Origin of the sequence: Novosphingobium mathurense, assembly GCF_900168325.1 — a bacterium.
Taxonomy (GTDB): domain Bacteria; phylum Pseudomonadota; class Alphaproteobacteria; order Sphingomonadales; family Sphingomonadaceae; genus Novosphingobium; species Novosphingobium mathurense.
In genome coordinates, this window is the sequence record NZ_FVZE01000005.1 from 121,498 (window position 1) to 146,089 (window position 24,592).

Annotated in this window: 21 protein-coding genes; 15 read left to right on the top strand and 6 right to left on the bottom strand. The window is 65.9% G+C overall.

Annotation, left to right across the window (positions count from 1 at the left end; all coding sequences use genetic code 11):
- The first annotated feature begins 15 nt into the window (after positions 1 to 15).
- The 5 genes from B5483_RS15420 to virB11 are packed head-to-tail and all read left to right on the top strand — an operon-like array spanning position 16 to position 6,666.
- A complete protein-coding gene (locus B5483_RS15420; protein WP_054944228.1) occupies positions 16 to 2,448 on the top strand; it encodes a VirB4 family type IV secretion/conjugal transfer ATPase in 2,433 nt (810 codons plus the stop codon).
- A gap of 7 nt (positions 2,449 to 2,455) precedes the next feature.
- Positions 2,456 to 3,688 carry a TrbL/VirB6 family protein gene (locus B5483_RS15425; RefSeq protein ID WP_079731065.1) on the top strand — a complete coding sequence of 411 codons (1,233 nt, stop codon included), beginning with the start codon at positions 2,456 to 2,458 and terminating at the stop codon, positions 3,686 to 3,688.
- Positions 3,685 to 4,524 carry a TrbG/VirB9 family P-type conjugative transfer protein gene (locus B5483_RS15430; RefSeq protein WP_079731066.1) on the top strand — a complete coding sequence of 280 codons (840 nt, stop codon included), beginning with the start codon at positions 3,685 to 3,687 and terminating at the stop codon, positions 4,522 to 4,524. The genes B5483_RS15425 and B5483_RS15430 overlap by 4 nt, the downstream gene beginning before the upstream one ends.
- Before the next feature lie 3 nt (positions 4,525 to 4,527).
- Positions 4,528 to 5,616 carry a TrbI/VirB10 family protein gene (locus B5483_RS15435; RefSeq protein ID WP_054944231.1) on the top strand — a complete coding sequence of 363 codons (1,089 nt, stop codon included), beginning with the start codon at positions 4,528 to 4,530 and terminating at the stop codon, positions 5,614 to 5,616.
- Between the two features lie 6 nt (positions 5,617 to 5,622).
- Entirely contained in the window at positions 5,623 to 6,666 is a 1,044-nt protein-coding gene (gene virB11 / locus B5483_RS15440; protein WP_079731067.1) for a P-type DNA transfer ATPase VirB11, read from the top strand.
- 46 nt (positions 6,667 to 6,712) lie between these two features.
- Here the strand turns inward: virB11 and B5483_RS15445 are convergent, their stop codons facing one another.
- Complete coding sequence (locus tag B5483_RS15445) at positions 6,713 to 8,206, bottom strand: Ppx/GppA family phosphatase (protein WP_054944233.1); 1,494 nt, start codon at positions 8,204 to 8,206, stop codon at positions 6,713 to 6,715.
- A 45-nt stretch (positions 8,207 to 8,251) separates the two neighbouring features.
- Positions 8,252 to 10,435, bottom strand: a complete 2,184-nt coding sequence (locus B5483_RS15450; protein ID WP_079731068.1) for an RNA degradosome polyphosphate kinase — start codon at positions 10,433 to 10,435, stop codon at positions 8,252 to 8,254.
- Positions 10,436 to 10,579: 144 nt separating this feature from the next.
- Between B5483_RS15450 and B5483_RS15455 the strand changes: the two genes are divergently transcribed.
- Genes B5483_RS15455 through B5483_RS15470 form a run of 4 tightly spaced genes read left to right on the top strand, consistent with a single transcriptional unit; the run spans position 10,580 to position 17,627 of the window.
- On the top strand, positions 10,580 to 13,981 hold the full coding sequence (locus tag B5483_RS15455) for a transglutaminase family protein (RefSeq protein ID WP_079731176.1): 3,402 nt from the start codon (positions 10,580 to 10,582) through the stop codon (positions 13,979 to 13,981).
- A complete protein-coding gene (locus tag B5483_RS15460; protein WP_079731069.1) occupies positions 13,971 to 16,460 on the top strand; it encodes a circularly permuted type 2 ATP-grasp protein in 2,490 nt (829 codons plus the stop codon). The genes B5483_RS15455 and B5483_RS15460 overlap by 11 nt, the downstream gene beginning before the upstream one ends.
- The gene (locus B5483_RS15465) at positions 16,460 to 17,341 is read left to right on the top strand and encodes a transglutaminase family protein (protein WP_054944236.1); all 882 of its coding nucleotides are present in this window, start codon (positions 16,460 to 16,462) and stop codon (positions 17,339 to 17,341) included. Before B5483_RS15460 ends, B5483_RS15465 begins: the two co-directional genes overlap by 1 nt.
- Positions 17,342 to 17,354: 13 nt before the next feature.
- Positions 17,355 to 17,627 (top strand): DUF1294 domain-containing protein, encoded by a 273-nt coding sequence (locus B5483_RS15470; protein WP_079731070.1) that lies wholly within the window; start codon positions 17,355 to 17,357, stop codon positions 17,625 to 17,627.
- 41 nt (positions 17,628 to 17,668) lie between these two features.
- On the opposite strand, the gene B5483_RS15475 is transcribed toward B5483_RS15470, so the two are convergent.
- The 3 genes from B5483_RS15475 to ccmA all read right to left on the bottom strand — a co-directional run bounded on the left by B5483_RS15475 (position 17,669) and on the right by ccmA (position 19,674).
- The gene (locus B5483_RS15475; RefSeq protein ID WP_079731071.1) at positions 17,669 to 18,118 is read right to left on the bottom strand and encodes a hypothetical protein; all 450 of its coding nucleotides are present in this window, start codon (positions 18,116 to 18,118) and stop codon (positions 17,669 to 17,671) included.
- A 321-nt stretch (positions 18,119 to 18,439) separates the two neighbouring features.
- Positions 18,440 to 19,099 (bottom strand): heme exporter protein CcmB, encoded by a 660-nt coding sequence (locus tag B5483_RS15480; RefSeq protein ID WP_079731072.1) that lies wholly within the window; start codon positions 19,097 to 19,099, stop codon positions 18,440 to 18,442.
- Positions 19,096 to 19,674: a heme ABC exporter ATP-binding protein CcmA gene (ccmA, locus tag B5483_RS15485; RefSeq protein ID WP_079731073.1), complete on the bottom strand. Its 579-nt coding sequence runs from the start codon at positions 19,672 to 19,674 to the stop codon at positions 19,096 to 19,098. The genes B5483_RS15480 and ccmA overlap by 4 nt, the downstream gene beginning before the upstream one ends.
- A gap of 14 nt (positions 19,675 to 19,688) precedes the next feature.
- Here ccmA and B5483_RS15490 point away from each other — a divergent pair, with 14 nt between their 5' ends.
- Together B5483_RS15490 and B5483_RS15495 are read left to right on the top strand one after the other, a co-directional pair.
- Positions 19,689 to 20,021, top strand: coding sequence for a 4a-hydroxytetrahydrobiopterin dehydratase (locus tag B5483_RS15490; RefSeq protein ID WP_255352244.1), 333 nt, complete (start codon positions 19,689 to 19,691; stop codon positions 20,019 to 20,021).
- Between the two features lie 18 nt (positions 20,022 to 20,039).
- Positions 20,040 to 21,146, top strand: a complete 1,107-nt coding sequence (locus B5483_RS15495; protein WP_054944242.1) for an acyltransferase family protein — start codon at positions 20,040 to 20,042, stop codon at positions 21,144 to 21,146.
- Here the strand turns inward: B5483_RS15495 and B5483_RS15500 are convergent, their stop codons facing one another.
- Entirely contained in the window at positions 21,147 to 21,764 is a 618-nt protein-coding gene (locus B5483_RS15500) for a DNA-3-methyladenine glycosylase family protein (protein WP_079731074.1), read from the bottom strand. It abuts the gene before it with no gap.
- Between the two features lie 105 nt (positions 21,765 to 21,869).
- Between B5483_RS15500 and ddmB the strand changes: the two genes are divergently transcribed.
- From ddmB to B5483_RS15520, 4 genes are all read left to right on the top strand, one after another.
- Complete coding sequence (gene ddmB / locus B5483_RS15505; protein ID WP_054944244.1) at positions 21,870 to 22,187, top strand: dicamba O-demethylase ferredoxin subunit DdmB; 318 nt, start codon at positions 21,870 to 21,872, stop codon at positions 22,185 to 22,187.
- Positions 22,188 to 22,269: 82 nt separating this feature from the next.
- Entirely contained in the window at positions 22,270 to 23,280 is a 1,011-nt protein-coding gene (locus B5483_RS15510) for a cysteine synthase A (RefSeq protein WP_079731075.1), read from the top strand.
- A gap of 16 nt (positions 23,281 to 23,296) precedes the next feature.
- Positions 23,297 to 23,677: a hypothetical protein gene (locus tag B5483_RS15515; RefSeq protein WP_245829285.1), complete on the top strand. Its 381-nt coding sequence runs from the start codon at positions 23,297 to 23,299 to the stop codon at positions 23,675 to 23,677.
- The gene (locus B5483_RS15520; protein ID WP_245829287.1) at positions 23,667 to 24,452 is read left to right on the top strand and encodes a DUF4350 domain-containing protein; all 786 of its coding nucleotides are present in this window, start codon (positions 23,667 to 23,669) and stop codon (positions 24,450 to 24,452) included. Before B5483_RS15515 ends, B5483_RS15520 begins: the two co-directional genes overlap by 11 nt.
- The last annotated feature ends 140 nt before the right edge of the window (positions 24,453 to 24,592 follow it).

The following is a 24,592-nucleotide window of genomic DNA, read 5'->3' on the forward strand; positions in this document are numbered from 1 at the left end:
GTGGGGAGTACAGACATGGCGCCAAAGACGAAGTCGCGACGCGCAATCCCGGGCCTGAAGGGCTGGGCCGGCAAGGAAGCCCTTGTCGGTGACCGGCTGCCCTACCAGGCCCAGGTCGATGAAAACGTCGTGCTGCTGCGCGACGGTTCGGTAATGCTGTCGCTGATGGTTCCGGGCCTCGCCTTCGAAACCGCCGATACCGACGAGTTGAATGCCCACGTCGCAACCCGCGAAGTGCTGCTGCGCTCCTCGCTCGATGCGCGTTTCGTGCTTTACCACCACGTGATCCGCCGCCGCGTCGAGATCGAGCTGGAAGGCCATTTCGACGATCCGCTTGCCGCGCATATCGATTCGCGCTGGCGGGCCCGCACCGGTTCGGGCGCGCTGTTCGTGAACGACCAGTTCATTACCCTTGTCCGCCGCCCCGCGCGCGGCAAGGCGGGCTGGGCCGACAAGCTTTCCCGCATGATGAAGCGCAAGGGCGGCGAGGCGGTAGAGGCCGATCCCGCCGACGTACGCTCGCTGCGTGCCGCGGCCAGCGCCATGGTTGCCTCGCTCGGTTCGTACGGCGCAAGGATGCTGGGCGATTACGACACGCCCAAGGGCCAGTGCTCCGAAGTGCTCGAGCTGCTTTCGGCGCTTTACAACGGCGAGATGCGGCCCGTGCGGCGACCTGCCGAAGGCACCGATATCGGACACATGCTGCCCTATCGCCGGATCAACTTCGGCATGGACGCACTGGAACTGCGCGGGGCATCGAACGCCTCGTTCGCTTCGGTGGTCAGCCTCAAGGACTATCCCGATTCGACCGCTCCGGGCCTGACGGACGCGCTGTTGCGCCTGCCCTGCGAGCTGGTCCTGACCGAGACTTACGCCCCCTGCGACCGCCAGATCGCGCGTGAACGCATCGACCTCGCGATCCGCCGCCTGCGTTCGGCCGACGAGGAAGCGATGGCCGAACGCCGCGAGATGGCGAGCGCCCGCGATTCGCTCGGTACCGGTGCCGTCGGCTTCGGCGATCATCACCTATCGGTGCTGGTGCGCGCCGAATCGCTGGAAGGGCTCGACGAAGTGACCGCGATGTGCGCTGCCTCGCTGGCCGATGCCGGGGCTGTTGCCGTGCGCGAGGAAGTCAATCTCGAGCCGGCCTTCTGGGGCCAGCTTCCCGGAAACGAGGGCTTCATCGTCCGCCGTGCGCTGATTTCCAGCGCCAACATGGCCTGTTTCGGCAGCCTGCACGGTTTTGCGATGGGGCAGGCGAGCGGGAATCACTGGGGCGATGCGGTGACGCTGCTGTCGACCACCAGCTCGACGCCGTTCTTCTTCAACTTCCACCAGGGCGACCTTGGTAATTTCACCGTCATCGGTCCGTCGGGATCCGGCAAGACGGTGGTCATGAACTTCCTCGCCGCCCAGGCGCAGAAGTTCGCGCCGCGCACGATCCTGTTCGACAAGGACCGCGGCGCCGAAGTGTTCCTGCGTGGAATCGGCGGCACCTACAGCCGCGTCGCCGCCGGACATCCCACCGGGTTCAACCCGCTTTCGCTGCCCGATACGGCCACCAATCGGGCTTTCCTGCGCGACTGGCTGGGCGTCCTGCTCTCGGCCAATGGTCCCGAGGAATTGGCGACGATCGCCGGCGCGGTCGATGCCGCCTATGCCAACGATCCGAGCCTGCGCCGTCTCTCGTATTTCCGCGAACTGCTGGCCGGTTCGCGTCGCCCGCAGCCCGGCGATCTCGCGTCGCGCCTCGATGCCTGGATCGGCGGGGGCGAACATGGCTGGCTGTTCGACAACCAGCAGGACCGGCTCGACCTTTCGGCCCGCGTACTGGGCTTTGACATGACCGCGCTGCTGGAAAGCCCGCGCCTGCGCACGCCGGTCATGATGTACCTGTTCCACCGCATCGAGGAACGCCTCGACGGCGAGCCGACGATGATCCTGATCGACGAGGGCTGGAAGGCGCTCGACGACGAGGTCTTCGCCGCGCGCATCCGCGACTGGCTCAAGACCCTGCGCAAGCGCAATGCGCTGGTCGGTTTCGCGACCCAGTCCGCGCGCGACGCGCTCGACAGCAAGATCGCCACGGCGCTGGTCGAGCAGACCGCGACGATGATCTTCATGCCCAATGCGCGCGCCCGCGCCGAGGACTACTGCGAGGGCTTCGGCCTGACCCAGCACGAACTCGACGTGATCCGCACGCTGCCCGCGCATTCGCGCTGCTTCCTGATCCGCCAGTCCGATGCGTCGGTCGTGGTCCGGCTCGACCTCGCCGGAATGCCGGAAGTTCTGACCGTCCTGTCAGGCCGCGAGAGCACGGTGCGCAAGCTCGACACCTTGCGTGAGCGCTACGGTGACGATCCCGCGGCCTGGTACCCGGTGCTGACCGGCATGAACTGGCCGGGCGACGCCGAAGATGGAGCCGCCTGGATCCAGGCGGCCGAGTGAGCGGGCGATGAGCGGCACCTGTCAGCAACTCGCGGAAATGGCCTCGGCGGGCGTCGCACCGGCGCTGCGCGCGGTCGACTGCATGGCCGGCGAGACGATTTCCTCGGCCTTCGCCCGCCTGTTCGGCGCGGACGGCGCGCTGGCGCCGGTGCTGACGATCCTCCTCACGCTCTACATCGCCTTCTTCGCCTTCTCGCTGATCACCGGCCGTTCCACGCTCGGCATTTCGGCGCTGACCCCGCGGATGCTCACGCTCGGTCTCGTGCTGACTTTCGCTACGAGCTGGATCGCCTACCAGAACGTCGTGTGGAACCTCGCCATCGGCGGGCCCGACTGGATCGCCTCGATCCTGATGGGCGCCAAGGGTTCGGCGACGCAGATCTTCGGCGACCGCATCGACATCGTCTTCCAGGCCATCGGCGAGGCTTCGCAGAACGCCAGCAACGGTGCTGGCGGTGACGGCGGCGCGCAGGCGCAGGCTGCCGCGCAGGGGGGCATGTTCACCCCTACCAGCGTGATGTGGCTGGGCGCGCTGATCCTGTTGCTCGGTACCGTCGGTATCCTGCTGACCGCGCGCATCGCCCTTGCGGTGCTGCTGGCGCTGGGCCCGATCTTCGTTGTCATGGCGCTGTTCGGCGGCACCCGCGGATTGACGGCGGGCTGGCTGCGCGGGGTCGTGCTGACCGCGGTCACGCCTCTCTTCGTCGTGCTGGGCGGGGGCATTTCGCTCGAACTGCTGGTGCCAATCGTCGCAAAGCTGGTGCAGGGCGCGCAGCTGGGCGAGATCGACGGTCGGGCGGCGATGGCGCTGTTCCTCGTCGCCGCCGTGCATATGGCGCTCATGGGCATGGTGCTCAAGGTCGCCGGGACTCTGGTTTCCGGCTGGAATGTCTTCGGTCTTTCCGGAGCGGGCAGTTCGGGCAAGTCGCGGGGCGACGCCGGATATGCCGCTGCGCCGACTTATGCTGCGGTTGCACCTGTTGCGCCGCTGCTGCCGGCCCAGAGCCGCACCCCGGCGGTTTCCGCCGCAAGCGCTGCGGCCATGCACGAATCTGCGCACGGCGGTGGCTCCGAAGTGGGCCGGGCGGGCGATCGCCGCACTGTCGTGACGCAAGTGACGGGCGGCGGCGTCGAGCCGCTCGGCCCGAGCAGGGACGCGCGGGCGCGCGGCATCGGCAGCCGCTTTCGCAGCGCATCAAACGATACCGGCCGGATGCCGGCAAAGGAGAAGATTCGATGATCCGCCACAAGGCATGGGGCTTCGCCTCCGCACTGTTGGCCCCCGCAGCGCTCGCGCCGGTCCTGCTGGCCGTCGCCACTCCGGCCGTGGCCGAGGATTCGCGGCTGGTCGATCATCCCTATGACGAGAACGAAGTCGTGCGCATCGATGGCAAGGCCGGGGTGCAGGCGACGATCGCTTTCGGCAAGAACGAGGCGATCGAGAACGTCGCGGTCGGGGATTCGCAGAAGTGGCAGATCACGCCGAACAAGCGCGCCGACCTGCTCTTCGTGAAGCCGCTGGAGGCCAGCGCGCGCACCAACATGACCGTGGTGACCAATCGCCACACCTATTTCTTCGACCTCGTCGCGACGGCCCGCTCGAAGCCGCTCTACATGCTGCGCTTCACCTACAAGGACGAGCCGCAGGATGCGCCGGTGCCCGGCGGCGAGGGGCTCGAGGGTCTGCAGCCCGCCGAACGCGCGCTGGCCGAGGCCGATCCGATGGCGCTGCCGGCCGATCCGGCGGCCCTGAACTTCTCGTGGAAGCGCACCGGCTCGGCCAAGCTGCAGCCGACGCGGATCTACGACGATGGCGAGCAGACCTATCTGCTCTGGCCCGAGCGCACGCCGGTTCCGGCCATTCTCATCAAGAACGAAAAGGGCGATGAAGGTCCGGTCAACTACGCCGTGCGCGGGTCGACGATCGTCCTGGCCGAAGTGCCCAACCTGATAATCCTGCGCTCAGGCAAGGCCACGGCCGAGCTGGAACGCAGCGGAGAAGTCCGCACCAGCGCGGCGGTGGTCGCGAACACGCCCGATGCCGGCTCGACCCCGGCCTCTTCGAAGGGGAACTGAGACATGGCGCCCAATTCTTCCCTGCGCGAACGCTTCGACAATGCAGCCCAGGACGATCCGCGCGAAGGCGAGGGCGCACAGGTCATCGACCTCGCGACCCGCAACGTCTTGCCGCAGGTCAGCCAGCGCAAGAAGGGCGACGGCCTTGGCCTGGCTGCGGGTGTTCTGATCGTAGCGGCGCTGGGTGGTGTGACGCTGTGGACCATGGACGCGGCCCGTAACGGCGCCCCCCAGCAGGCGCCGGCCCCGGCGGCCAATCCAAACGAGGTTCCGGTACCGACCCCGGCACAGGTCGCGCAAAGGCCGGCCCCGGCGATGCCCGCGCCGCAACCCGCCCCGGAGCCGCAGCCCGTGCTGGCCGCGCCGCCCGCTGCCAACCCGGGCGCTGCCACGGCATCCAATCCCTTCGCCAGCCCGACCGTCGTCTTCGATTCGAGCGGCTCCGTCGCCGCGGCGCCGGTTGCCGGACCGGCAGACGGCAAGGGTACCGGCAATGCCAACGACGATTTCGCCGCCCGCGTCGGCGGTACGGGCACGACGGCAGCCGCCGCGCGCTCGTTCGATCCCTCGACCACGGTCACGCAGGGCACCCTGATCCCGGCAGTGCTGGAAACCGCCATCGATACCGATGTGCCCGGCTACGTCCGCGCCATCGTCTCCACCGACGTGCGCAGCTTCGATGGCAAGCATGTCCTCGTGCCCCGTTCCTCGCGCCTGATCGGCCAGTACAAGAGTGGGTTGTCTGCAGGCCAGAAGCGCGCCTACGTGATCTGGAGCCGCCTTATCCGTCCCGATGGCGTCTCCGTGAACCTGGGTTCGCCCGCGATTTCCTTCGGCGGTGAAACCGGTCTGCCCGGCAAGGTCAACAGCCACTTCTTCGAACGCTTCGGTTCGGCGATGCTGCTCTCGGTCGTCGGCGGCCTGACGACGATCGCTTCGGGCGGAACCGGCGTCGTGATCTCCGGCGGCCAGTCCGCCGCGGCCAGCGCGGTGCAGTCCGGCTCGACGATCGGCCCGACGATCCGCGTACGCCAGGGCGAGCCGATCCGCGTCTTTACCGCCAAGGACCTGGACTTCAGCGAGGTCCAGTGATCCCACATGGCAGACGTTCTTCCCCTGCAGCCGGACCGCGCGGCGCCCGTGTCTGAGTTCGAAGCCGAACTCGATCCGCAGCTGCCGCGCAGCGTCTATCTCGACGCCTACCTGGCGCCGCTGCGCCCCTGGCTCGACCGTGAGACGGTGACCGAAATCCTCGTCAACCGCCCCGGCGAAGTCTGGGTGGAAGATGCCGCACATCCCGGTATGCAGCGCATTGCCCTGCCGGAAATGGACAGTCGCCTGCTGCAGCGCCTTGCCGAGCAGGTGGCCCGCATCAGCCATCAGGGCATCAATCGCGAGCACCCGCTGCTTTCGGCAACGCTGCCGGCCTATGGCGGGCAGAGCGGCGCGCGTATCCAGTTGGTCGGCCCGCCTGCGACGCGCGCCAACTGGGCGCTGGCGATCCGCCGCCATCGCCTGCTGGAACTGCCGCTCGATGCCTACGATCGCGGCCCGATCCCTGCCCCTGTCGAAGAAGCGATGCCCGATCCGCTGGCAGAGCCGATTTCCTTCCTGCGCGAAGCGATCCGCCGCCGCCGCACGATCCTGATTTCGGGCGGCACCTCGACCGGCAAGACGACCTTCCTCAACGCCATGCTGTCCGAGATTCCGGCGCATGAGCGCGTCGTTCTCGTCGAGGATACCGCCGAACTGCGCCTGCCGGGCGCGAACGGCGTTGGCCTGATCGCCGTGAAGGGCGAATTGGGCGAGGCCAAGGTTTCGGCCAACGACCTGCTGCAGGCCGCGCTGCGCCTGCGCCCGGACCGCATCGTCCTGGGCGAATTGCGCGGCAACGAGACAGTGAGCTTCCTGCGCGCGATCAATACCGGCCACCCCGGTTCGTTCTCGACCGTCCACGCCAATTCGCCGCGCGGCGCGCTAGAACAGATCGCGCTGATGTCGATGCAGACCGGCATCGGCCTGACCCGCGCCGAGACACTGGAATACGCGGCATCGGTGATCGACATCGTCGTCCAGCTCGACCGTCGCGAGGGCAAGCGCGGCATCAGCATGATCGCCGAGAGCCGGACGCTGGTACACTGAGGGTGCGGCCGGTACCGGTCGCGACCTGACCTGACCTGTCGGAATCTCAGCTGGCGGCGAGCGCCTGCGTTTCGTTGCGGCCGGAGACCATGACGCGCCATTCCAGCTTGAGCCACTCGGCCAGTGCGCGCAGATCCTTGCCGATCCCGGCGCTGTAGAGCGCCCGCACCGTTTCATCGAGCGAGAGAACGAGGCGGCCGTTTTCGAGGGTGAGCGAGCTGTGTTCAAGCGCCAGTGGCGTACAGCCGGTGAGGCGGCGGCACAGGCGCACCGCAAGGCCCCAGGTGATGCCGCGGTCGAGGTCGGCGCGGTCGGCAAGCTTGCAGAACTGTTCGGGGACTTCGGTCAGGCCCGAATTGGCGAACACGGTCATCGCCATCATCGCGCGACCGCGCTTGTCTAGGCCGATCCAGCGTTTGCGCAGGGCCCAGGTCATGGCCTCTTCGGTGCGCATGTTGGGCTCGGTGCGCATGGCTGCCAGCGCGAGCAGGGTGGATGCCTTGCGCAAGTTGCCTTCGCCGGGGGCATCCTCGCAGACCTGCGCGGTCCAATCGGTGACGGCCGCGGCAGCCTTGGGCGAGGCGAAGGCGGTGCGGGCAAAGCCGCTGACGCTTGCCAGCATCGGGTCCTCTGCCTTCACATTGTCCGGCAGGTGCTGGAACAACAGGCCCTCGCGCAGGCCCCACGACGAGAAGATCAGGCGCGAGGGCGCGGTTTCGTCGATGAGCTGGGCCAGCAGGGCTGCCGCATCGGGGAGGGTCGCCATGCGCGAATTGGTTATGCGCGGGTCGGCTTTCTCGAGTTTGCCCTTTTCGAACTTGCGGCACAGCTTGAGCGCTTCCTGTGCCGAGATCTCGAAATCGTGGGGATCGTCCAGCGGCCAGTCGATCTCGCGCATCGCCTGCAGGGCCAGTGCGCGCCAGGAGCCGCCGACGATGTAAAGCGGCAGGTCCTTGCCCCGCTTCCAGTCCCGCTCGGCCAAGGCATGACGCACGGTATCGGCAAAACTATCCGGCCCTGCAGCGCGCAAGTCGGGCAGGCGCAGGGTGCCGAAGGGCAGGGTGATGCCACCGGGCATGACCTCGCCGTCCATCTCCACCAGTTCAAGACTGCCGCCGCCAAGGTCAGCCGCGATGCCTTTCGCTCCGGGGAAGGCCGCGATCACGCCGGTCGCACTCGTGCGCGCTTCCTCGTCGCCCGAAAGCAGGCGCGGGGAGAGGCCATAGCTTTGCACTTCAGCCAGGAATTCCGGCCCGTTGGAGGCATCGCGCGCCGCTGCCGTGGCCACGCATTCGATATTGTCGACCTGCATCAGGCGGAGCAGTTCGGCAAAGCGGGCCAGCGCCGAAAGCGCCGTTCGCATCGACTTTTCGGAGATCGCGCCGGTCCTGCCCATGTCCTTGCCGAGACGGGCGTTGACCTTTTCGTTGAGAATCACGACGGGTGCGCGCGCCGGGCCGTTGTAGACGACCAGACGCACGGTATTCGACCCGATGTCGATGATCGCGCGTTTCTCGCTCGTGTGGCTGATGCTGTTCATTCTGACTGGACGAATCGCATGGCCCCGGGTTCAGGGGCACCTATGTCAGATATTACCGCGTCTAAGCGAGAGCTTTGGTACTTTTCGTCCACTGGCAATTGATGCGCCGCGCCCCGACAGCGACGGATTGGTCATGAAATAGCGGTGAAGATTGAAGGGGTTGTCGCTTTCACCGACCCTCTCATAATGCCCGTCGGGCGCCAGCATCCAGCTTTGCTCGGTATCGAGCAGATTGGCCAGCATGACCTGGTCCAGCACCTGATCATGGACGGTCTTGTTGCGCATCGGCACCATGACTTCGACGCGGCGGTCCAGATTGCGGCTCATGGCGTCGGCGGACGTGATGAAGACATGGGCCTTGCGATTGGGCAGTTCCGCGCCATTGGCGAAGGCCCAGATCCGCACATGCTCGAGAAAGCGGCCGATTACCGACTTGACGGTGATGTGCTCTGACAGGCCGGGAATGCCGGGACGAAGGCAGCAGATACCGCGCACGACCAGCATGATCTCCACTCCGGCCTGGCTGGCATCGTAGAGCCGGTCGATCAGTTCGGGATCGGTCAGCGAGTTCATCTTCGCCCAGATCGCGGCCGGTTTGCCCGCAGCGGCATTGGCGATCTCGGCGTCGATGCATTCGTAGAGTTTCGGGCGCAGCGAGATCGGCGATATCGCAAGCACCTCGGTGCTCTTGGGCTCGACGTAGCCGGTGATGAAGTTGAACAGGCGCACCGCATCGCGTCCTGCAGCCGGATCGGCGGTGAAGTAGGACAGGTCGGTATAGATGCGCGCGGTGATCGGGTGGTAGTTGCCGGTGCCGAAGTGGCAGTAGGTGCGGTGGCCTTCGCCTTCGCGGCGCACGACCATCGAGACCTTGGCGTGGGTCTTCCAGTCGACGAAGCCGTAGATCACCTGGACCCCGGCGCGCTCCAGCTGGCTTGCCCAGAGCAGGTTCTGCTCTTCGTCGAAGCGGGCCTTGAGCTCGACGACGGCGGTGACCGACTTGCCTGCCTCGGCTGCGGCGATCAGCGCCGAGATGATCGCCGACTGCTTGCCTGCACGGTAGAGCGTCTGCTTGATCGCCACGACATCCGGGTCGCCCGCAGCCTGGCGCAGGAAGTCGATCACCACCTCGAAGCTCTCGTAGGGGTGCTGGATGACGATGTCCTTCTCGCGAATGGCGGCGAAGATGTCGCCGTCATGTTCGAGAATGCGTTCGGGATAGCGCGGCGAATAGGGTTCGAACTTCAGCTCGGGCCGGTCTTCGTCGCAGATCGCCGAAAGGCCGGAGAATCCGATGATCCCATCGGTCTTCATGATCAGCGCACGGTCGAGGCCGAGCTGGTTGCGCAAAAGGTCTTCCGCGGCGGGATCGAACTTGCCCTGCAGTTGCAGCACGATGACGAGGCCGCGCCTGCGCCGCTGGATTGCCGTGCGGTAGTAGCGCACGAGGTCCTCGGCATCTTCCTCGATCTCGATGTCGCTGTCGCGCAGGATGCGGAACACGCCGTGGCCGTTGACGGCAAAGCCGGGGAAGATCTGGTCGGTGTTGCGGCAGATCAGGTCCTCGATCGAGATCCAGGCCGCTTCCTCACCGGGAATGCGCACGAAACGCGGCAAGGAGGAGGGGATCAGCACCATCTCCATCACCGGGGAATCGTCTGCAAGGCGCGTCAGCGAGAACAGGACGCCGATCCCCTGGTTGGCGACGAAGGGGAAGGGGTGCGCAGGGTCGATCGCCTGCGGGGTGATCACCGCCATGATATGTTCGAGGAAGTAGTCGGTCAGCCAGGCCTCGCCCGCCTTGTCGAGCCGTTCGTCGCCGATCACGCGCACGCCGGCATCGCCCAGGAGGCGCTTGAGTTCGGTCCAGGCTTCCTGCTGGACCGATTCCAGCTGCAGCACTTTCTCATGGATCGCGGTCAGGGCCTGTGAAGGCGTGGAGCCGTCGATGGAGATCTCCTCGATCTGGCGGCGGACCTGTCCGGCGATGCCGGCGACGCGCACCATCAGGAATTCGTCGAGGTTGCTGCCCGAGATCGAGAGGAAACGCAGTCTTTCGAGCAGCGGATAGTTCCGGTTTGTTGCTTCGGCGAGGACGCGTTGGTTGAAGGCCAGCCAACTCAATTCGCGGTTGAAGTAACGTGCAGGCAAAGTCGCCAGCTTCGAATTGTCGCAGCTGTCCGAAATCTCGACCGATTCGCTTGCCTGAAGCATGTTTTCCTTGTTCATCCCGTACTGACTGGCAGTGCACAAGCATGCCACGATGACAGTTCCGGGACAATTACGTCACTTGTCCAGAAATCCTGCCGTTTCTGTGCCATTGGACACCGAACATCGTTGCAGTGCAACATGGTTTGCCGCAATGTTGTCCTGATGATCAAGGCGGCACTGCACCATCTCACGCGCTACCGCTACTCGCGGCGGGTGCATCTCGGCCCTCAGGTGATCCGGCTGAGGCCGGCGCCGCACAGTCGCACGCAAGTGCCGAACTATTCCCTCAAGATAAGTCCGCCCGAACATTTCCTCAACTGGCAGCAGGACCCGCACGGCAACTGGCTGGCGCGCGTGGTCTTTCCCGATCCGGTCGATCACTTCTCGATCGAGGTCGATCTGTTGGCCGAACTGGCCGTCATCAATCCCTTCGATTTCTTCGTCGAGCCGGACGCGGAAGAATATCCCTTCTCCTATTCCGAGGCGATGAAGGCGGATCTTTCCGCCTATTTCGAAACCGAGCCGCAGGGCCCGCTGTTCGAGGAACTGGTTGCCAGCCACGCGAGCTATGAAGGCCGCACGGTCGACTTCCTGGTCGAGATCAACCGCAAGCTGCAGGAGCGGATCAACTACGTGATCCGCATGGAATCGGGCGTCATGACGCCGGAGGAAACCCTGCAGGTCGGCACCGGTTCGTGCCGCGATTCCGCATGGCTGCTGGTCCAACTGCTGCGTCGCCTGGGCTTCGCGGCGCGGTTCGTGTCCGGCTATTCAATCCAGCTTGTCGCCGATGTCATACCCAAGGAAGGGCCCAAGGGCGTTCTTGAGGACGTGACCGACCTGCATGCCTGGGCCGAGGCTTATGTACCCGGGGCCGGGTGGATCGCGCTCGACGCGACTTCGGGCATGTTTGCGGGCGAAGGCCATATCCCGCTCTGCGCGACCCCGCACTATCGCTCGGCAACCCCGATCGAGGGCATGGCCGAACCGGCCGAAGTCGATTTCCACTTCGAGATGGACGTCAGCCGCATTGCCGAGGCGGTCCGCATCACCAGGCCTTTCACCGACGAACGGTGGGACGCGCTGCTCGAACTGGGTGACAAGGTCGATGCAGACCTCGATGCAGGTGGCGTCAACCTGACGATGGGCGGCGAGCCGACATTCATTGCCGCTGCCGATTTCGAAGCGGACGAATGGAACGGTGGCGCGGTCGGCCCGACCAAGGCGGCCTATGCGGACAAGCTGATCCGCCTCCTGCGTGACAAGTTCGCGCCCGGTTCGCTGCTCCACCACGGGCAGGGCAAGTGGTACCCGGGCGAAAGCCTGCCGCGCTGGGGGTTTTCGATCTACTGGCGCAAGGACGGCGTGCCGATCTGGAAGGACCAGTCGCTGATCGCCGGTGAGAGGCCGCTGGAAAAGGGCGGGGATCCCGATCCGGTGCCGACGATGGACGTCTCTGCGGCGGAGACCCTGTTGCGGGAAACTGCCCGGGGGCTGGGGCTGGAGGACGATTTCGTCCAGCCCGTCTTCGAGGATATTCCCGCGTGGAACGACCGGGAACAGGAACTGCCGGTCAACGTCACGCCGCTCGAACCCAAGATAGACGACGAGGAACTGGCGCGCCGCTTCAGGCGGACTTACCGGCGCGGCCTGCACAAGCCGGTAGGCTATGTCCTGCCGGTCCAGCGCTGGAATGCGGCGGACCAGTCGATTCCGCGTTGGAAGAGCGAGCGTTGGAAAGTGCGCAAGGGCCTGCTGACGGCCGTGCCGGGCGATTCCGCGATCGGCTATCGCCTGCCGCTTGGCGCGCTGCCATTCGTGCCGCCCTCGGACTATCCTTATATCCACCCGCGCGACACGGCCGAGCCGCGCGAACCGCTGGCCGATTTCCGCGCACAAGTGGTCGCCAAGGGGCAGGGCATGCGCGAAGTGGGCACTGCCGACGGCGACCGGCCCGCTTCCCGCGAAGGCCAGCGGGCTCAGCGCGTCGCCGCTGCCGAAGGGCCGCAGGCACAGGAGATCGTCGAGCAGGAGATCATCGACGGCGCCGTGCGCACGGCCATGACCGTGGAGCCGCGCGGGGATTACCTTGCCGTCTTCATTCCGCCGACCGAGAGACTGGAAGACTATCTCGAACTCGTCGCGGCGGTCGAGGTCGTTGCCGAGGACAAGAGCCTGCCGGTGCGCATCGAAGGATATGCGCCGCCGCCCGACCCGCGCCTGCAGGTGCTCAAGGTCACGCCCGACCCGGGCGTCATCGAGGTGAACATTCATCCTTCGGCATCGTGGCGCGAAACGGTGGAGATCACCGAGACGCTTTACGACTGCGCCCGCGAAGTGGGCCTGACCGCCGACAAGTTCATGGTCGACGGCCGCTCCATCGGCACCGGTGGTGGCAATCACATCGTTCTGGGCGGACCGAGCCTGCTCGATAGCCCCTTCATCCGCCGTCCGGACCTGCTCAAGAGCTTTGTCACCTACTGGCAGCGCCACCCTTCGCTGAGCTACCTGTTCTCCGGCCTGTTCATCGGCCCCACCAGTCAGGCTCCGCGTATCGACGAGGCGCGCCACGATGCACTCTACGAGCTGGAGATCGCGTTGGCGCAAGTGCCCGGCCCGGACCAGGAGCAGCCCGCGCCCTGGGTGGTCGATCGCCTGTTCCGCAACCTCCTGGTCGACGTCACCGGCAACACCCATCGCACCGAGATATGCATCGACAAGATGTTCTCGCCCGACGGTCCTACCGGGCGGCTGGGCCTGGTCGAGTTCCGCGGTTTCGAGATGCCGCCGGACGCGCGCATGTCATTGGCGCAGCAGCTCCTCCTGCGGGCGCTGACCGCGTGGTTCTGGAAGCAGCCGCTCGACGGCTCGCTGGTGCGCTGGGGAACGCAGCTGCACGACCGCTTCATGCTGGGTCATTTCGTCTGGGCCGACTTCCTCGACGTGCTCGATGATCTGTCCCAGGCCGGCTACCATTTCGATCCGGCCTGGTTCGAGGCCCAGCGCATGTTCCGTTTCCCGGTCCACGGCGAAGTCGAGGGCGGGGGCGTCACGCTGGAGATCAGCCACGCGCTCGAGCCATGGAACGTCTTGGGCGAAACCGGGGCCATCGGCGGGACGGTGCGCTATGTCGACAGCTCGACCGAGCGCCTGCAGGTCAAGGCCACCGGGCTCGTTCCCGGTCGCCACGTGATCTCCTGCAACGGGCGCCGCGTGCCCCTGACGATGACCGCATCGGGCGAAGGCGTGGGCGGGGTGCGCTACAAGGCATGGGCGCCAGCGGAGTGCCTGCACCCGATGATGGCCGCCCATGCGCCGCTGACTTTCGACATACTCGACTTGTGGAACGACCGCTCGCTGGGCGGCTGCGTCTATCACGTCGCCCATCCCGGGGGGCGCAATTACGACAGCGTTCCGGTCAATGGCTACGAGGCCGAAGCCCGCCGCAAGGCGCGGTTCCAGGACCATGGCCACTCTCCGGGGCCGCAGCCGATGCCGCCCGAGGAGTCTCCGGGGGAATTCCCCTATTCGCTGGACCTGAGGCGACCGCCACGTGTCATCTAGTCCACCCAGCGAGGCCGGGGAGAGGCCGCCCGGATGGCTTGACGGATATCCTGCCGAGGCGTCCCGCGGTGACCTGTTCCGCGATGCGACAGAGCCTGTCGCCGCGCGCTGGAAGGCCGTGGTCGCAAGCCTGGCCGCCAAGGCGGAAGGCGATCCGTCCACCCTGCAGGATGCGGCGGCCCGACATGCTGCGGATCTTGGCGTTACCTTTCGCGTAACCGGCGACGAGGATGAGCGGGCCTGGCCGCTCAACGTCATGCCGCTGATCATTTCCGCCGACGAATGGGCGAAAGTCGAGCGCGGCCTCGTCCAGCGCGCCACGCTGATGGAGCAGCTGGCCGCGGACATCTACGGCCCGCAGCGGCTGGTCAGGGAAGGGCATTTGCCTGCCGGCGTCATCGCCGGAAGTCCTTTCTTTGCCCGCAAGATGATGGCGATGGGCCCGCGGCAGGGCCGTTTCATCCATGTCTATTCCGCCGATCTCGCTCGCGGTCCCAAGGGGCAGTGGCGCATCCTCAACGACCGGGTGCGCATTGCCAGTGGCGTTGGCTACGCGCTCGAAAACCGGCTGGCGATGGGGCGTACGACCGACAACCTGATGGTCGAGACGCGTGTTCGCCGACTGGCCGATTTCTTCGCCCACATGCGCGAGGGCATGGCGGCGGCCTGCAACCGGGATCATCCGCGCGTCGCGCTGCTGACGCCGGGGCGATTCAACCAGACTTACGCCGAACAGGCCCACCTTGCCCGCTACCTCGGCTTTCCGCTGGTCGAGGGACGCGATCTATCCGTGCTCGACCAGCGGCTCTACGTCGGCACGATTGCCGGGCCCAAGCGCGTCGATGCGGTGTGGCGCTGGATCAACACCAATTCGCTCGACCCGCTGACTTTCGATGCCAAGTCGCAGATCGGTGTGGCCAATCTCTACGACGCCTGGGACGCGGGCGGGGTGGAAATGGTCAACTGGCCGGGTGCCGAAGTCCTCGAATCGCCGGCCTTTGCCGCCTTCATGCCGCGCCTGTGCCGGGTGCTGCTGGGCGAGGAACCGCTGCTGCCCAACATCGCTACCTGGTGGTGTGGGCAGGCGGCGGAAAGTTCGGCGGTTGCCGCCCGGCTGGACGAACTGACGGTCCTCCCGGCCTTCGGCCAGCGGGTGGAGGGCCTGCCCTCGCGCCGCGCCGTCGAAGGGCGCTCGCTCAGCGACAGGCAGCGCACGGCCCTGCTCGAGGCGTTGTGGCGACGGCCGATGGACTATTGCGGGCAGGAGATCGTTCACCTGTCCACCACGCCAGCGGTCATCGATGGCGAGATCGTGCCGCGCCCCTTCACGGTGCGCGCCTTCGTGGCCCGAACCGCCGATGGCAGCTGGACGGTCATGCCCGGCGGCTTTGCACGCCTGTCGTCCTCGAACGGATTGCCGACCACGCTGATGGGCGCAGGCGATCTCTCCGCCGACGTCTGGATCGTCGATGACCGCCCGATGGAGGCCCATTTGCGGTCCATGCTGTATGAGGAACCGCCGGTTTCGCGCGGCGGCGGCATCCTTGCATCGCAGGCGGCGGACAACCTGTTCTGGTTCGGTCGCTACAACGAACGGGCCGAAATGACGGTGCGGATCGTTCGCACCATCCTCGACAGCTCTGTCGAGATCGACGGCAGCCTTTCCGCGCAGGGCAACGTGCTGCAGGGGCTGATCGGAATGCTCGTCGCGCGCGGAGCGATCACCCCCAAGATGTCCGGCCAGCCCGCCGCGGCCATCTGCGCAGCGGCACTGTCCGATGCTGCCGAACCGGGCAGTGCCGCTGCCCTGCTGCATCGCCGCCAGGAAGTGGGGCTGTCCTTGCGGGAGCGCTTTGCCCGCGACTTCTGGCGCATCGTCAGCCGGCCGATGCCGATGGTCGACATGCACCGACCGCAGAGCATGCTCTCGACAGTGCGCTGGCTGACGGAGCATTTCAGCGCGCTCGCCGGCCTTGTCTCGGAAAACATGGTGCGCAGCGCCGCCTGGCGTTTCCTGGAGATCGGCAAGCGGCTGGAGCGTGCGCAGGCGCTGTGTCGCACGGTCAACTGGCTGGTGCGCGACGGGGACGACAGCGAGGTGCTGGGTGCCCTGCTGGACTTGTGCGACAGCCAGATCATCTACGGTTCGCGCTACCTGACGCAGCCGATGATCAATCCTGTCCGCGATCTCGTCCTGCTCGATCCGGACAATCCGCGCGCGCTCGTCTTTCAGGTGGCCGAAATCGTCGCCCATCTCGAAGCCTTGCCCAGCGTCAGCGACGACAACCTGCCAGAGCCGCCCTTGCGTGCGGCGCGGGCGCTTTTCGGCGAACTTCAGGCCGCAGCGGCTCAGGACATGACCTCGGAGCGGCTGGCCGACATCGAAGCACGCCTGCTTGAGCTTTCCGACGCCATCTCCCTGCGCTATTTCCTGCAATTCGATCGCGACGAGGCAGAAAAGCGAACGCGACTTTTGTAATGCGCTATTCCGTCAGCCATATCACGACGCTGGATTACGCGGCGCCGGTCAGTCTTGCGCAGTTCAACGTGCGGCTGCGTCCGGCCGCCTGGCCCGGGCAGGCGGTGAGCGATTTCGCCCTGAGCGTCGATCCCCAGCCAGCGCAGATCGTTGACAGCGACGGCGGCTATTACATCAACGAATCGCGTTTCACCCTGCGGCAGCCGATCCGTCACCTGCAGATCGAGAGCCGCTTCACGGTGGACAAGGAATCGCTGCCGTTCTTCGTCACCGGGGCCCCGGGGCCCGATCTGGCCGAGATCCGCGAAACAGCGATGAAGTTGCCCGATCTTTCGCCGCTGGGTCCGGCCTCATACATCTATGCCTCGCCGATCGCCGCGCTGGAGCGCGACATTGCACTGTGGGCCAGCGGGTTCCTGACCGAGACGATGCCGGTGATGGAAGCCGGGCGCGTGCTGATGGAGACCATCCACCAGCAGTTCGCATACGATACCAAGGCCACCGCAACCGATACGCCGCCGATCCAGGCGTTCAACAATCGCCACGGGGTCTGCCAGGATTTCAGCCACATCATGATCATCGCGGCGCGGGCGCACGGTATTCCGGCAGCCTATGTCAGCGGTTATCTGCGCACGATCCCGCCTGCCGGGCAGGCACGGCTGGTCGGGGCCGATGCCATGCACGCCTGGGTCAACCTGTGGTGCGGCGAGGATCTGGGCTGGGTGGGCTTCGATCCGACCAATGCCCTGCTGGCGGATACCGATCACATTTTCGTCGGCATGGGACGGGACTATGGCGATGTCGCACCTCTGGACGGAACGTTCCGCGGCGGTGCGCAGCAGAGCATGCATTTTTCCGTCGACGTCGCCCCGCTGGACTGAGCCTTCACACTCCATGGACTGGATCGTGGCGGGCGCCTTGTGGCTGGCGCTGATCAACTTCGTGACCTTCGCCAGCTTCGGTTTCGACAAGGCGAGGGCTCGCCGTGGCGGGCGACGGGTGCCGGAATTCGACCTGCTGATGATGGCACTGCTCGGCGGAAGCCCGGCCGCTTTCGCGGCCCGGAAGGCTTTCCGGCACAAGACCCGCAAGCAGCCGTTCTCATGGCGGCTTTGCCTGATCGCCGCCCTGCAGGTCGGCGCCCTGATCGGGCTGCTCTTCGTCTAGGCGCCCTGCGCCTCTGGCGCGACTGGCAGCCGGCTACCTGTTCATGAGGATCGGGGCGTGTGGCTGATGGCCGGTTCCTGCGGAAAGATCCCGGCTACTGCGAGCGCGGCGCCGAGCTTCGAGAGCGTCTCGAGAACGTCTCCTACGCTTTCCTCGAGCACGAGCAGTTCCAGCGTCTCTCGAGTCGCGCCGGGTCCGCGATCGCGCAGCGAGGTCACGAGTTCGAGAATCACGGCTTCGTGCTCGGAGACATGATCGCAGGCCAGGGGGCAGAAGGCGAAAGTCTCCAGCGCATCGCGGTTGAACAGCAGCATGGCGCGGTGGAATGACTGGAGGCCGCCGATCATCCGCCAGCGCGCGAAAGCCGGCGCCAGCGTCTGTGCGGGACAGCGCTTGCTGGCGATGGCCGTTACCCATGCCCGCATCGACCAGACGAGGAAGCGGCAACCTTCATCGAGGGTGCTGAGGGGGCGGTCGACATATTGATACATCAGGCAGTCTCCGAGGGGTTGCAAATGCGAATGATTATCATTAGCTAGTGATACGTGGCTGACGCGCTTCGTCAAGCCCCTCAGGAGCGGCAATTGTCATGGGTTGTCGTTCTCATCCTGCACCTTGGCCGGGGCCGCCCTCCAGTGACCCACCCAACGCCCCGGCCAACTTTTCCCACCTTATGAGTCCGATATCCCGGGGTTCTGCCCGGTTTTTGCGCAAGGTTGTCCACAGGCGATGGCCAGCCGCAGCACGATGCCTGCCTCTCGCCGGCTCCCGATCGACTCGAGTGGTGGAGTGGGGGCAGGGCCCGGCGGGTGTCAGCCGCGTGCGGCGCGCACCGCGGCGCCACCGGCGAAGGGCGCGATGGCCAGCAGGACGAGGCTGGCCGCGGCGGTGAGCGCAAGGCCGCTTTCGCCGCCCAGCGACAGGCTGCCCGCGCCGAAGATCAGCAGTGGCACGGCCATCGGGATCACCAGTAGTCCGGAGAGCGCCGCGCCTCCGCGCAGCCCTGCCGTCAGCGCTGCCACGGTTACGCCAAGGGCCGCAAGCCCGGGTGTGCCCGCCAGCAACCCGATCTCGACGATCCGCAGCGTCTCGGCATCGATGCCCAGCAGCGCCGAGGCGGGCAGGGCAGCCAGCATGAGCGGCGGCCCGAAGCTCAGCCAGTGGGCCAGCACCCGAACGGTAATCACCATTTCCTCGGAAATGCCGCGCAGGGCCCACTGGTCGAACATGCCCTGCTCGATGTCGGGCTCCACCAGGCGGTCCAGCGGCAGGATCGCGGCGAGCATGGCTGCGACCCAGATCACGCCGCCGCCGGTGCGGGCGAGCAGGCGGGCATCGGGGCCCACGGCAAAGGGATAGAGCATCGCTACCGACAGGAAGAACAGGATCGGCAACAGGGCGCCGCCCCCGCGTCCGCCCAGCAGCAGGCGTGCGACGTCGCGGCGCAGCAGTGCGGAGAAACGGCCGCTCATGCCGCGAAGTCCGCCAGAGCCAGCTTTTCCATGCCGGGCAGGGAAAAGGGCTGGTGCGATGCGATCAGGGCGATCCCGCCGGCCGCGCAGTGTTCCGCCGCCAGCTGCTCGGTCAGTTCCACGGCATGGCCGTCGAGCCCGTTGAGCGGTTCGTCGAGCAGCCAGATCGGGGCCTTCTGCCCGATCAGGCGTGAGAGCGCCGCGCGCTTCTTCTGGCCGGTGGAAAGGTAGCGCACCGGCACGTCGAGCAGGTCGGCAAGACCCAAACGCGACAGTTCGTTGCCCGCCGCCCCGTCGATCCCCTGCCAGAAGGTCAGGGCCTTGCCGAGCGGGAGGTGCGGGTCGAGCGCCGGGCGTTCATCGACGAGGCCGATGGTGCCTTGCGATTCGACCGAACCGGCAAAAGCGGGGGCAAGGCCGGCGACGATGCGCAGCAGGCTCGATTTGCCGATGCCGTTGCTGCCTGCAACCTGCAGCGCCTGCCCCGCGTTGAGCGACAGGGAAAGATTACGGAACAATAGCCTGTCCCCACGTCGACACGCGAGATCCCGGACGACGATAAAGGCCTCTTGCATGGAGGCAGTCGATAGTGGAAAGGCGGCGAACTGCCAAGGAGACCATAATGGCAATAGAGCGACTATCTGGTGCGAAGTTGGACGAGGTGCTGGCCGGCTTGCCGGGATGGTCGCTTCGCGAGGATGGGCTGGCCATTATCCGCGAGCTTAAGTTCGCGGATTTCAACGAGGCTTTCGGGTTCATGACCCGGGTCGCGATCCAGGCCGACAAGGTCGATCACCATCCCGAATGGTTCAACGTCTACAATCGGGTCGTGGTGACGCTCACGACTCACGATGCCGACGGCTTGAGCCAGCGCGACGTGGATCTGGCGTCGTTCATAGACAGCCTCGCTCCGGCAACCTGATCCTTCCGGTCTCGCTCCATGGATGAGCGTTTCCTCAACCGGCCACTTTCGGTGGTCTTCGATTTCCTGCGCTTCGGCGCAGCGCTGCTCGTCGCCCTGGGCCATGCGGTGCAACTTGGGCTATACGCCGGGGACTTTCCTTTCGGCGTGCGCATGCAGCACTATTGCGTCATCGTCTTCTTCGTCCTGTCGGGTCTGGTAATCAGCAGCTCGGTGCTGGGTGGGCGATCGGACCTGCGCCGCTTCGCGATCTCCCGGATCTCGCGGATCCTGCCCGTGGCGGTCCCGGCGCTGCTGTTCGGGCTGCTGGCCGCCTATGTGCTGGCGGGACCGGCCTATGTGCCCATCGACAACAGCCCCAACGAAGCGGCCGAAGTTGCCGAGCGCTTCATTCCGCCGCTGGCCTTCGTCAGCGCCTGGCCGGGCATGCCCGCGCCGGTCTGGAATCCGCCTTATTGGTCGCTGTGCTACGAAGTCTGGTATTACGCGATCTTTGCGCTGGCCTTTTTCCTGCGCGGTCGGGCACGCTATGTTGCCACGGCGGTTGCCTGTCTCGCGGCTGGGCCTTCGATCCTGCTGCTCATGCCGGTGTGGCTTGTCGGTGTCGCGTTGACCCATTTCGGTCTCGTGCGGCGCGTGCCGATCGCGCTCGCGCCGATTCTCCTCGTCCTGTGCCCGTTTCTGGCGCTGCAGCTATTCGAGATCGACCGCGAGGTACTGATTCCCTTTCTCAAGTCATGGTGGCCGTTTGCGATCCAGTGGTCGGTCTGGGCGATTGCCGATCTGGCGATGGCGCTCATCATGGTACTGGGCATTCTGGCTGCGCGGCCTCTCGTTACCGCGCTGGAGCCGCAGGTCATGCGGCTTGCCGGGCTGGCTCAGGGCCTCGCCGGGTTTTCCTTCACGCTGTACCTGTTCCATTGGCCGCTCATCCAGCTCCTGCTCTCGCACGGCTTCGGGCGAACCGAGAGCGTTTCGGAGTTTGCGGCGCTGCTGGCCCTGGTGGTCGGTACTTGCGCCTTGATCTCGATTCTTACCGAGCGTCAGTCGCCCCGGCTGCGGCGCTGGATCGAGGCAAAGTTTCCCGCACGGGCCAGCCTGCCGGTCACGATCCTGCCGGCCTGATCAGAGGGCGGCGTTATTGTAGCAGTGCCAGGTAAAGATGGCTGCGCTGCCGCGGTGCGGGCGCCAGGCCTCTGCCAGTTCGCGGGTTTCCTTTTCGCTCGGACGCGCGTCGAGCCCGAGGATCCGGCGCAGCCCGGCCTGCACGGCAAGGTCACCGGCCGGCCAGATGTCCGGGCGGCCCTCGGCGAAGAGAAGATAGATTTCGGCAGACCAGCGGCCGATGCCCTTGATCTGCACCAGTTCTGCAATCGCTGCCTCGTCGTCTTCCGGCAGGTTTTCGAGGTCGAGCGCGCCGGCTACGACCAGTTCGCAAAGCGAGCGTGCGTAACCCTGCTTCTGGCGCGAAAGGCCGCAGCCGCGCAGGGCGTCGAAGTCGGCAGCCAGCAGGGCATCGGGCGGCAGGTCTGTGCCCAGCATCGCCTCGAGCCGGGACCAGACCGAAGCGGCCGCCGCCACGCTGACCTGCTGGCCGACGATCGTACGCAGCAGTGTCGCATAGCCGCGCTGGCGAATCCGCGGTTCGGGATAGCCCGCAAGGGCCAGTGCCCGCGCAATCCCGGGCTCTCGCGCCGCAAGAGCATCAAGTCCAAGTTTAATGGCGTTGGCGTTCAGGCCCATGCTTCGATTGCCTTGCAAATGGTCTGCGCCGCGATTAGCAGCCTAGGCCAAGTGCTGAAACACGCCAGATTGCGATATATCGAGTTTTAAAGGGGACCCCTGAGAATGCCGCAGATTACCGTCGTCAACCAATCGGGTGAAGAATCCAGCGTCGAGGCGAGTGAAGGCCGCACCCTGATGGAAGTCATCCGCGACAGCGGTTTTGACGAACTCTTGGCGCTTTGCGGCGGCTGCTGCTCGTGCGCGACCTGCCACGTCCACATCGACCCGGCCTTCATGGACAAGCTGCCGGAGATGAGCGAAGACGAGAACGACCTGCTCGACAGCTCGGACCACCGCAACGAGTACTCGCGTCTCTCGTGCCAGATTCCGGTCACCGGCGCCCTCGAAGGCATCAAGGTGACGATCGCGCAGGAAGACTGATTCGCCGCGCTGGAAGTTTGAATTGAGGGGGGTAAGGCGCAATTCGTTTGCGCCTTGCGCTCCGACTTCCTAATTCCCCGTCATGACCGCACCGCAAGCCAAACGCTCGACGCTCGATCTTATCGGCAACACGCCGCTTGTCCTGCTGAAGGGACCAAGCGAGGCTGCCGGTTGCGAGATCTGGGGCAAGTGCGAATTCGCCAATCCGGGTGCCTCCGTGAAGGACCGTGCGGCGCTCTGGATCGTGCGCGATGCCGAAGCGCGCGGAACACTGCAGCCGGGCGGCACGATCGTCGAAGGTACGGCGGGCAACACCGGTATCGGCCTTGCGCTCGTCGCCAATGCGCTGGGCTACAAGACCGTGATCGTCATGCCCGAGACGCAGTCGCGCGAGAAGATGGACACGCTGCGTGCGCTGGGTGCCGAACTGGTTCTCGTACCGGCGGCGCCTTTCTCCAACCCCGGGCACTTCGTGCATACCTCGCGCCGCCTGGCCGAGGAAACCGAGAACGCGGTCTGGGCCAATCAGTTCGACAACATCGCCAATCGCAAGGCGCACATCGAATCGACCGCGCCCGAGCTGTGGGAGCAGATGGGCGGCCGGATCGACGGCTTCACTTGCGCGGCAGGCACCGGCGGCACGATCGCAGGCACCGGTCTTGGCCTCAAGGCGCTCGACGAGAAGGTGACGGTCGCGCTGACCGATCCCCACGGCGCGGCGCTCTACAACTATTATGCCTGCGGTGAACTGAAGGCCGAAGGCTCCTCGGTTGCCGAAGGCATCGGTCAGGGTCGCATCACCGCCAACCTCGAAGGCGCCCCGATCGACACCCAGTTCCGCATCTCCGACGAGGAGGGACTGGAATGGGTGACGCGCCTGCTGGCCGAAGAGGGCCTGTGCCTTGGCCTGTCCTCCGGCATCAACGTTGCGGGCGCGGTTGCGCTGGGCAAGCAGCTGGTGGCCCAGGGCAAGACCGATGCGCGCGTGGCGACGATCCTGTGCGACACGGGCTTCCGTTATCTGTCCACGCTTTACAACCCTGAATGGCTGGAAGCGAAGGGTCTGCCGGTCTTCCCTTGGTTGGCAAGGTAAGTTAGAACTCCTGCCGATGGCAGGGCAATATCCGCCTCCTATGGTCGAACCGATCACGACCCCGCAGCACTATGTGCCGCCTTCTGCGCGCGATTTGCGCTCGCAGGCGGTCCATCGCCTGCAGGTGGGCGCCTTTGGGCTGTGCGCGATGCTGCTGCTGGTCGGCCTTGCCAACATCATTACCGACCGGGTGGACCGCAATACCGATCAGGCCGATCCGATCCACGAGGTCGTGGCGGTGGACGCAAGGCCCAAGAAGGCCGCATCCGATCCGCTGGCCGACATCGGCGTTGTCCCGGCGTCGGATCCGACGCCGACGCCCACCCCGACTGTAACGGCCGCCCCCCGACCCGCGCCGATGCAGAGCGGAGAGGCTGCACCTCTCGTTGATCAATAGTCGAACGGTGCTGTTTGCGCTGCTGGCGCCGTGTCTCGCACTGGCGGGATGCAACCTGCTGGGCAGTTCGGACGCAGCGGGGAAAAGTGGGGAGGCGCAAAAGCCCGCAGGGCTGGGTGTCTATTCGAGCCTGCCGCTGCTCTGGGGTGAAAGCGACGATATCCGCGGATTTTTGTCGGACGGGCAGGAGCAGGGCTGGGCCCATGCCTTCATCCAGGCTCAGGACGGGCTCGTGCCGTTGGACCATCTGGCCGACGCTTCGGGGGTACTGCCGCTGGCGAAGGATCACGTCCTGTTGCTCGCGCAGCCGCGGCCCCTTACGCCGCAGGAGAACGTCGCGCTGGACGATTGGGTTAATGCCGGGGGCAGGGTGCTGCTCTTTGCCGATCCCATGCTCACCGCCCATTCGATCTTCGCGCTGGGCGATGCCCGGCGACCGCAGGACATCGCGATGCTTTCGCCGATCCTCGGGCGATGGGGCCTTCAGCTCGAGTTCGACGAATCGCAGCAGCCCGGTGAGCGCCTTGTCGATATCAAGGAGGGCGCGGTCCCGGTGAACCTGCCCGGTCGCTTCCGGATCAGGCCGGAAGATGGTTCCTGCACACTGGAAGCGGCGGGTTTCCTTGCCGAATGCCGAGTGGGGAAAGGACAGGTCATTGCGCTGGCGGATGCCGCCTTGTTCGAGGACGCGCACGATCCCCGAGATGCGCAAAGACGCCGCAAGCTTCTGGAAACGCTGCTGGCCCGGGTTTCGGTGGGGATTGGACGGGAATAATCGGTGTGAACCGGGGATGGCGCGGGCGGGACCGCTCGTTCGATAAATTATCAATTTAAAACAATAAGTTGAATAGTTCGTAATTTCGTGTTCCGGCGCGGAAGTCGCGTGCTGCCCCCGCATTTCGTCGCAAATTCGGC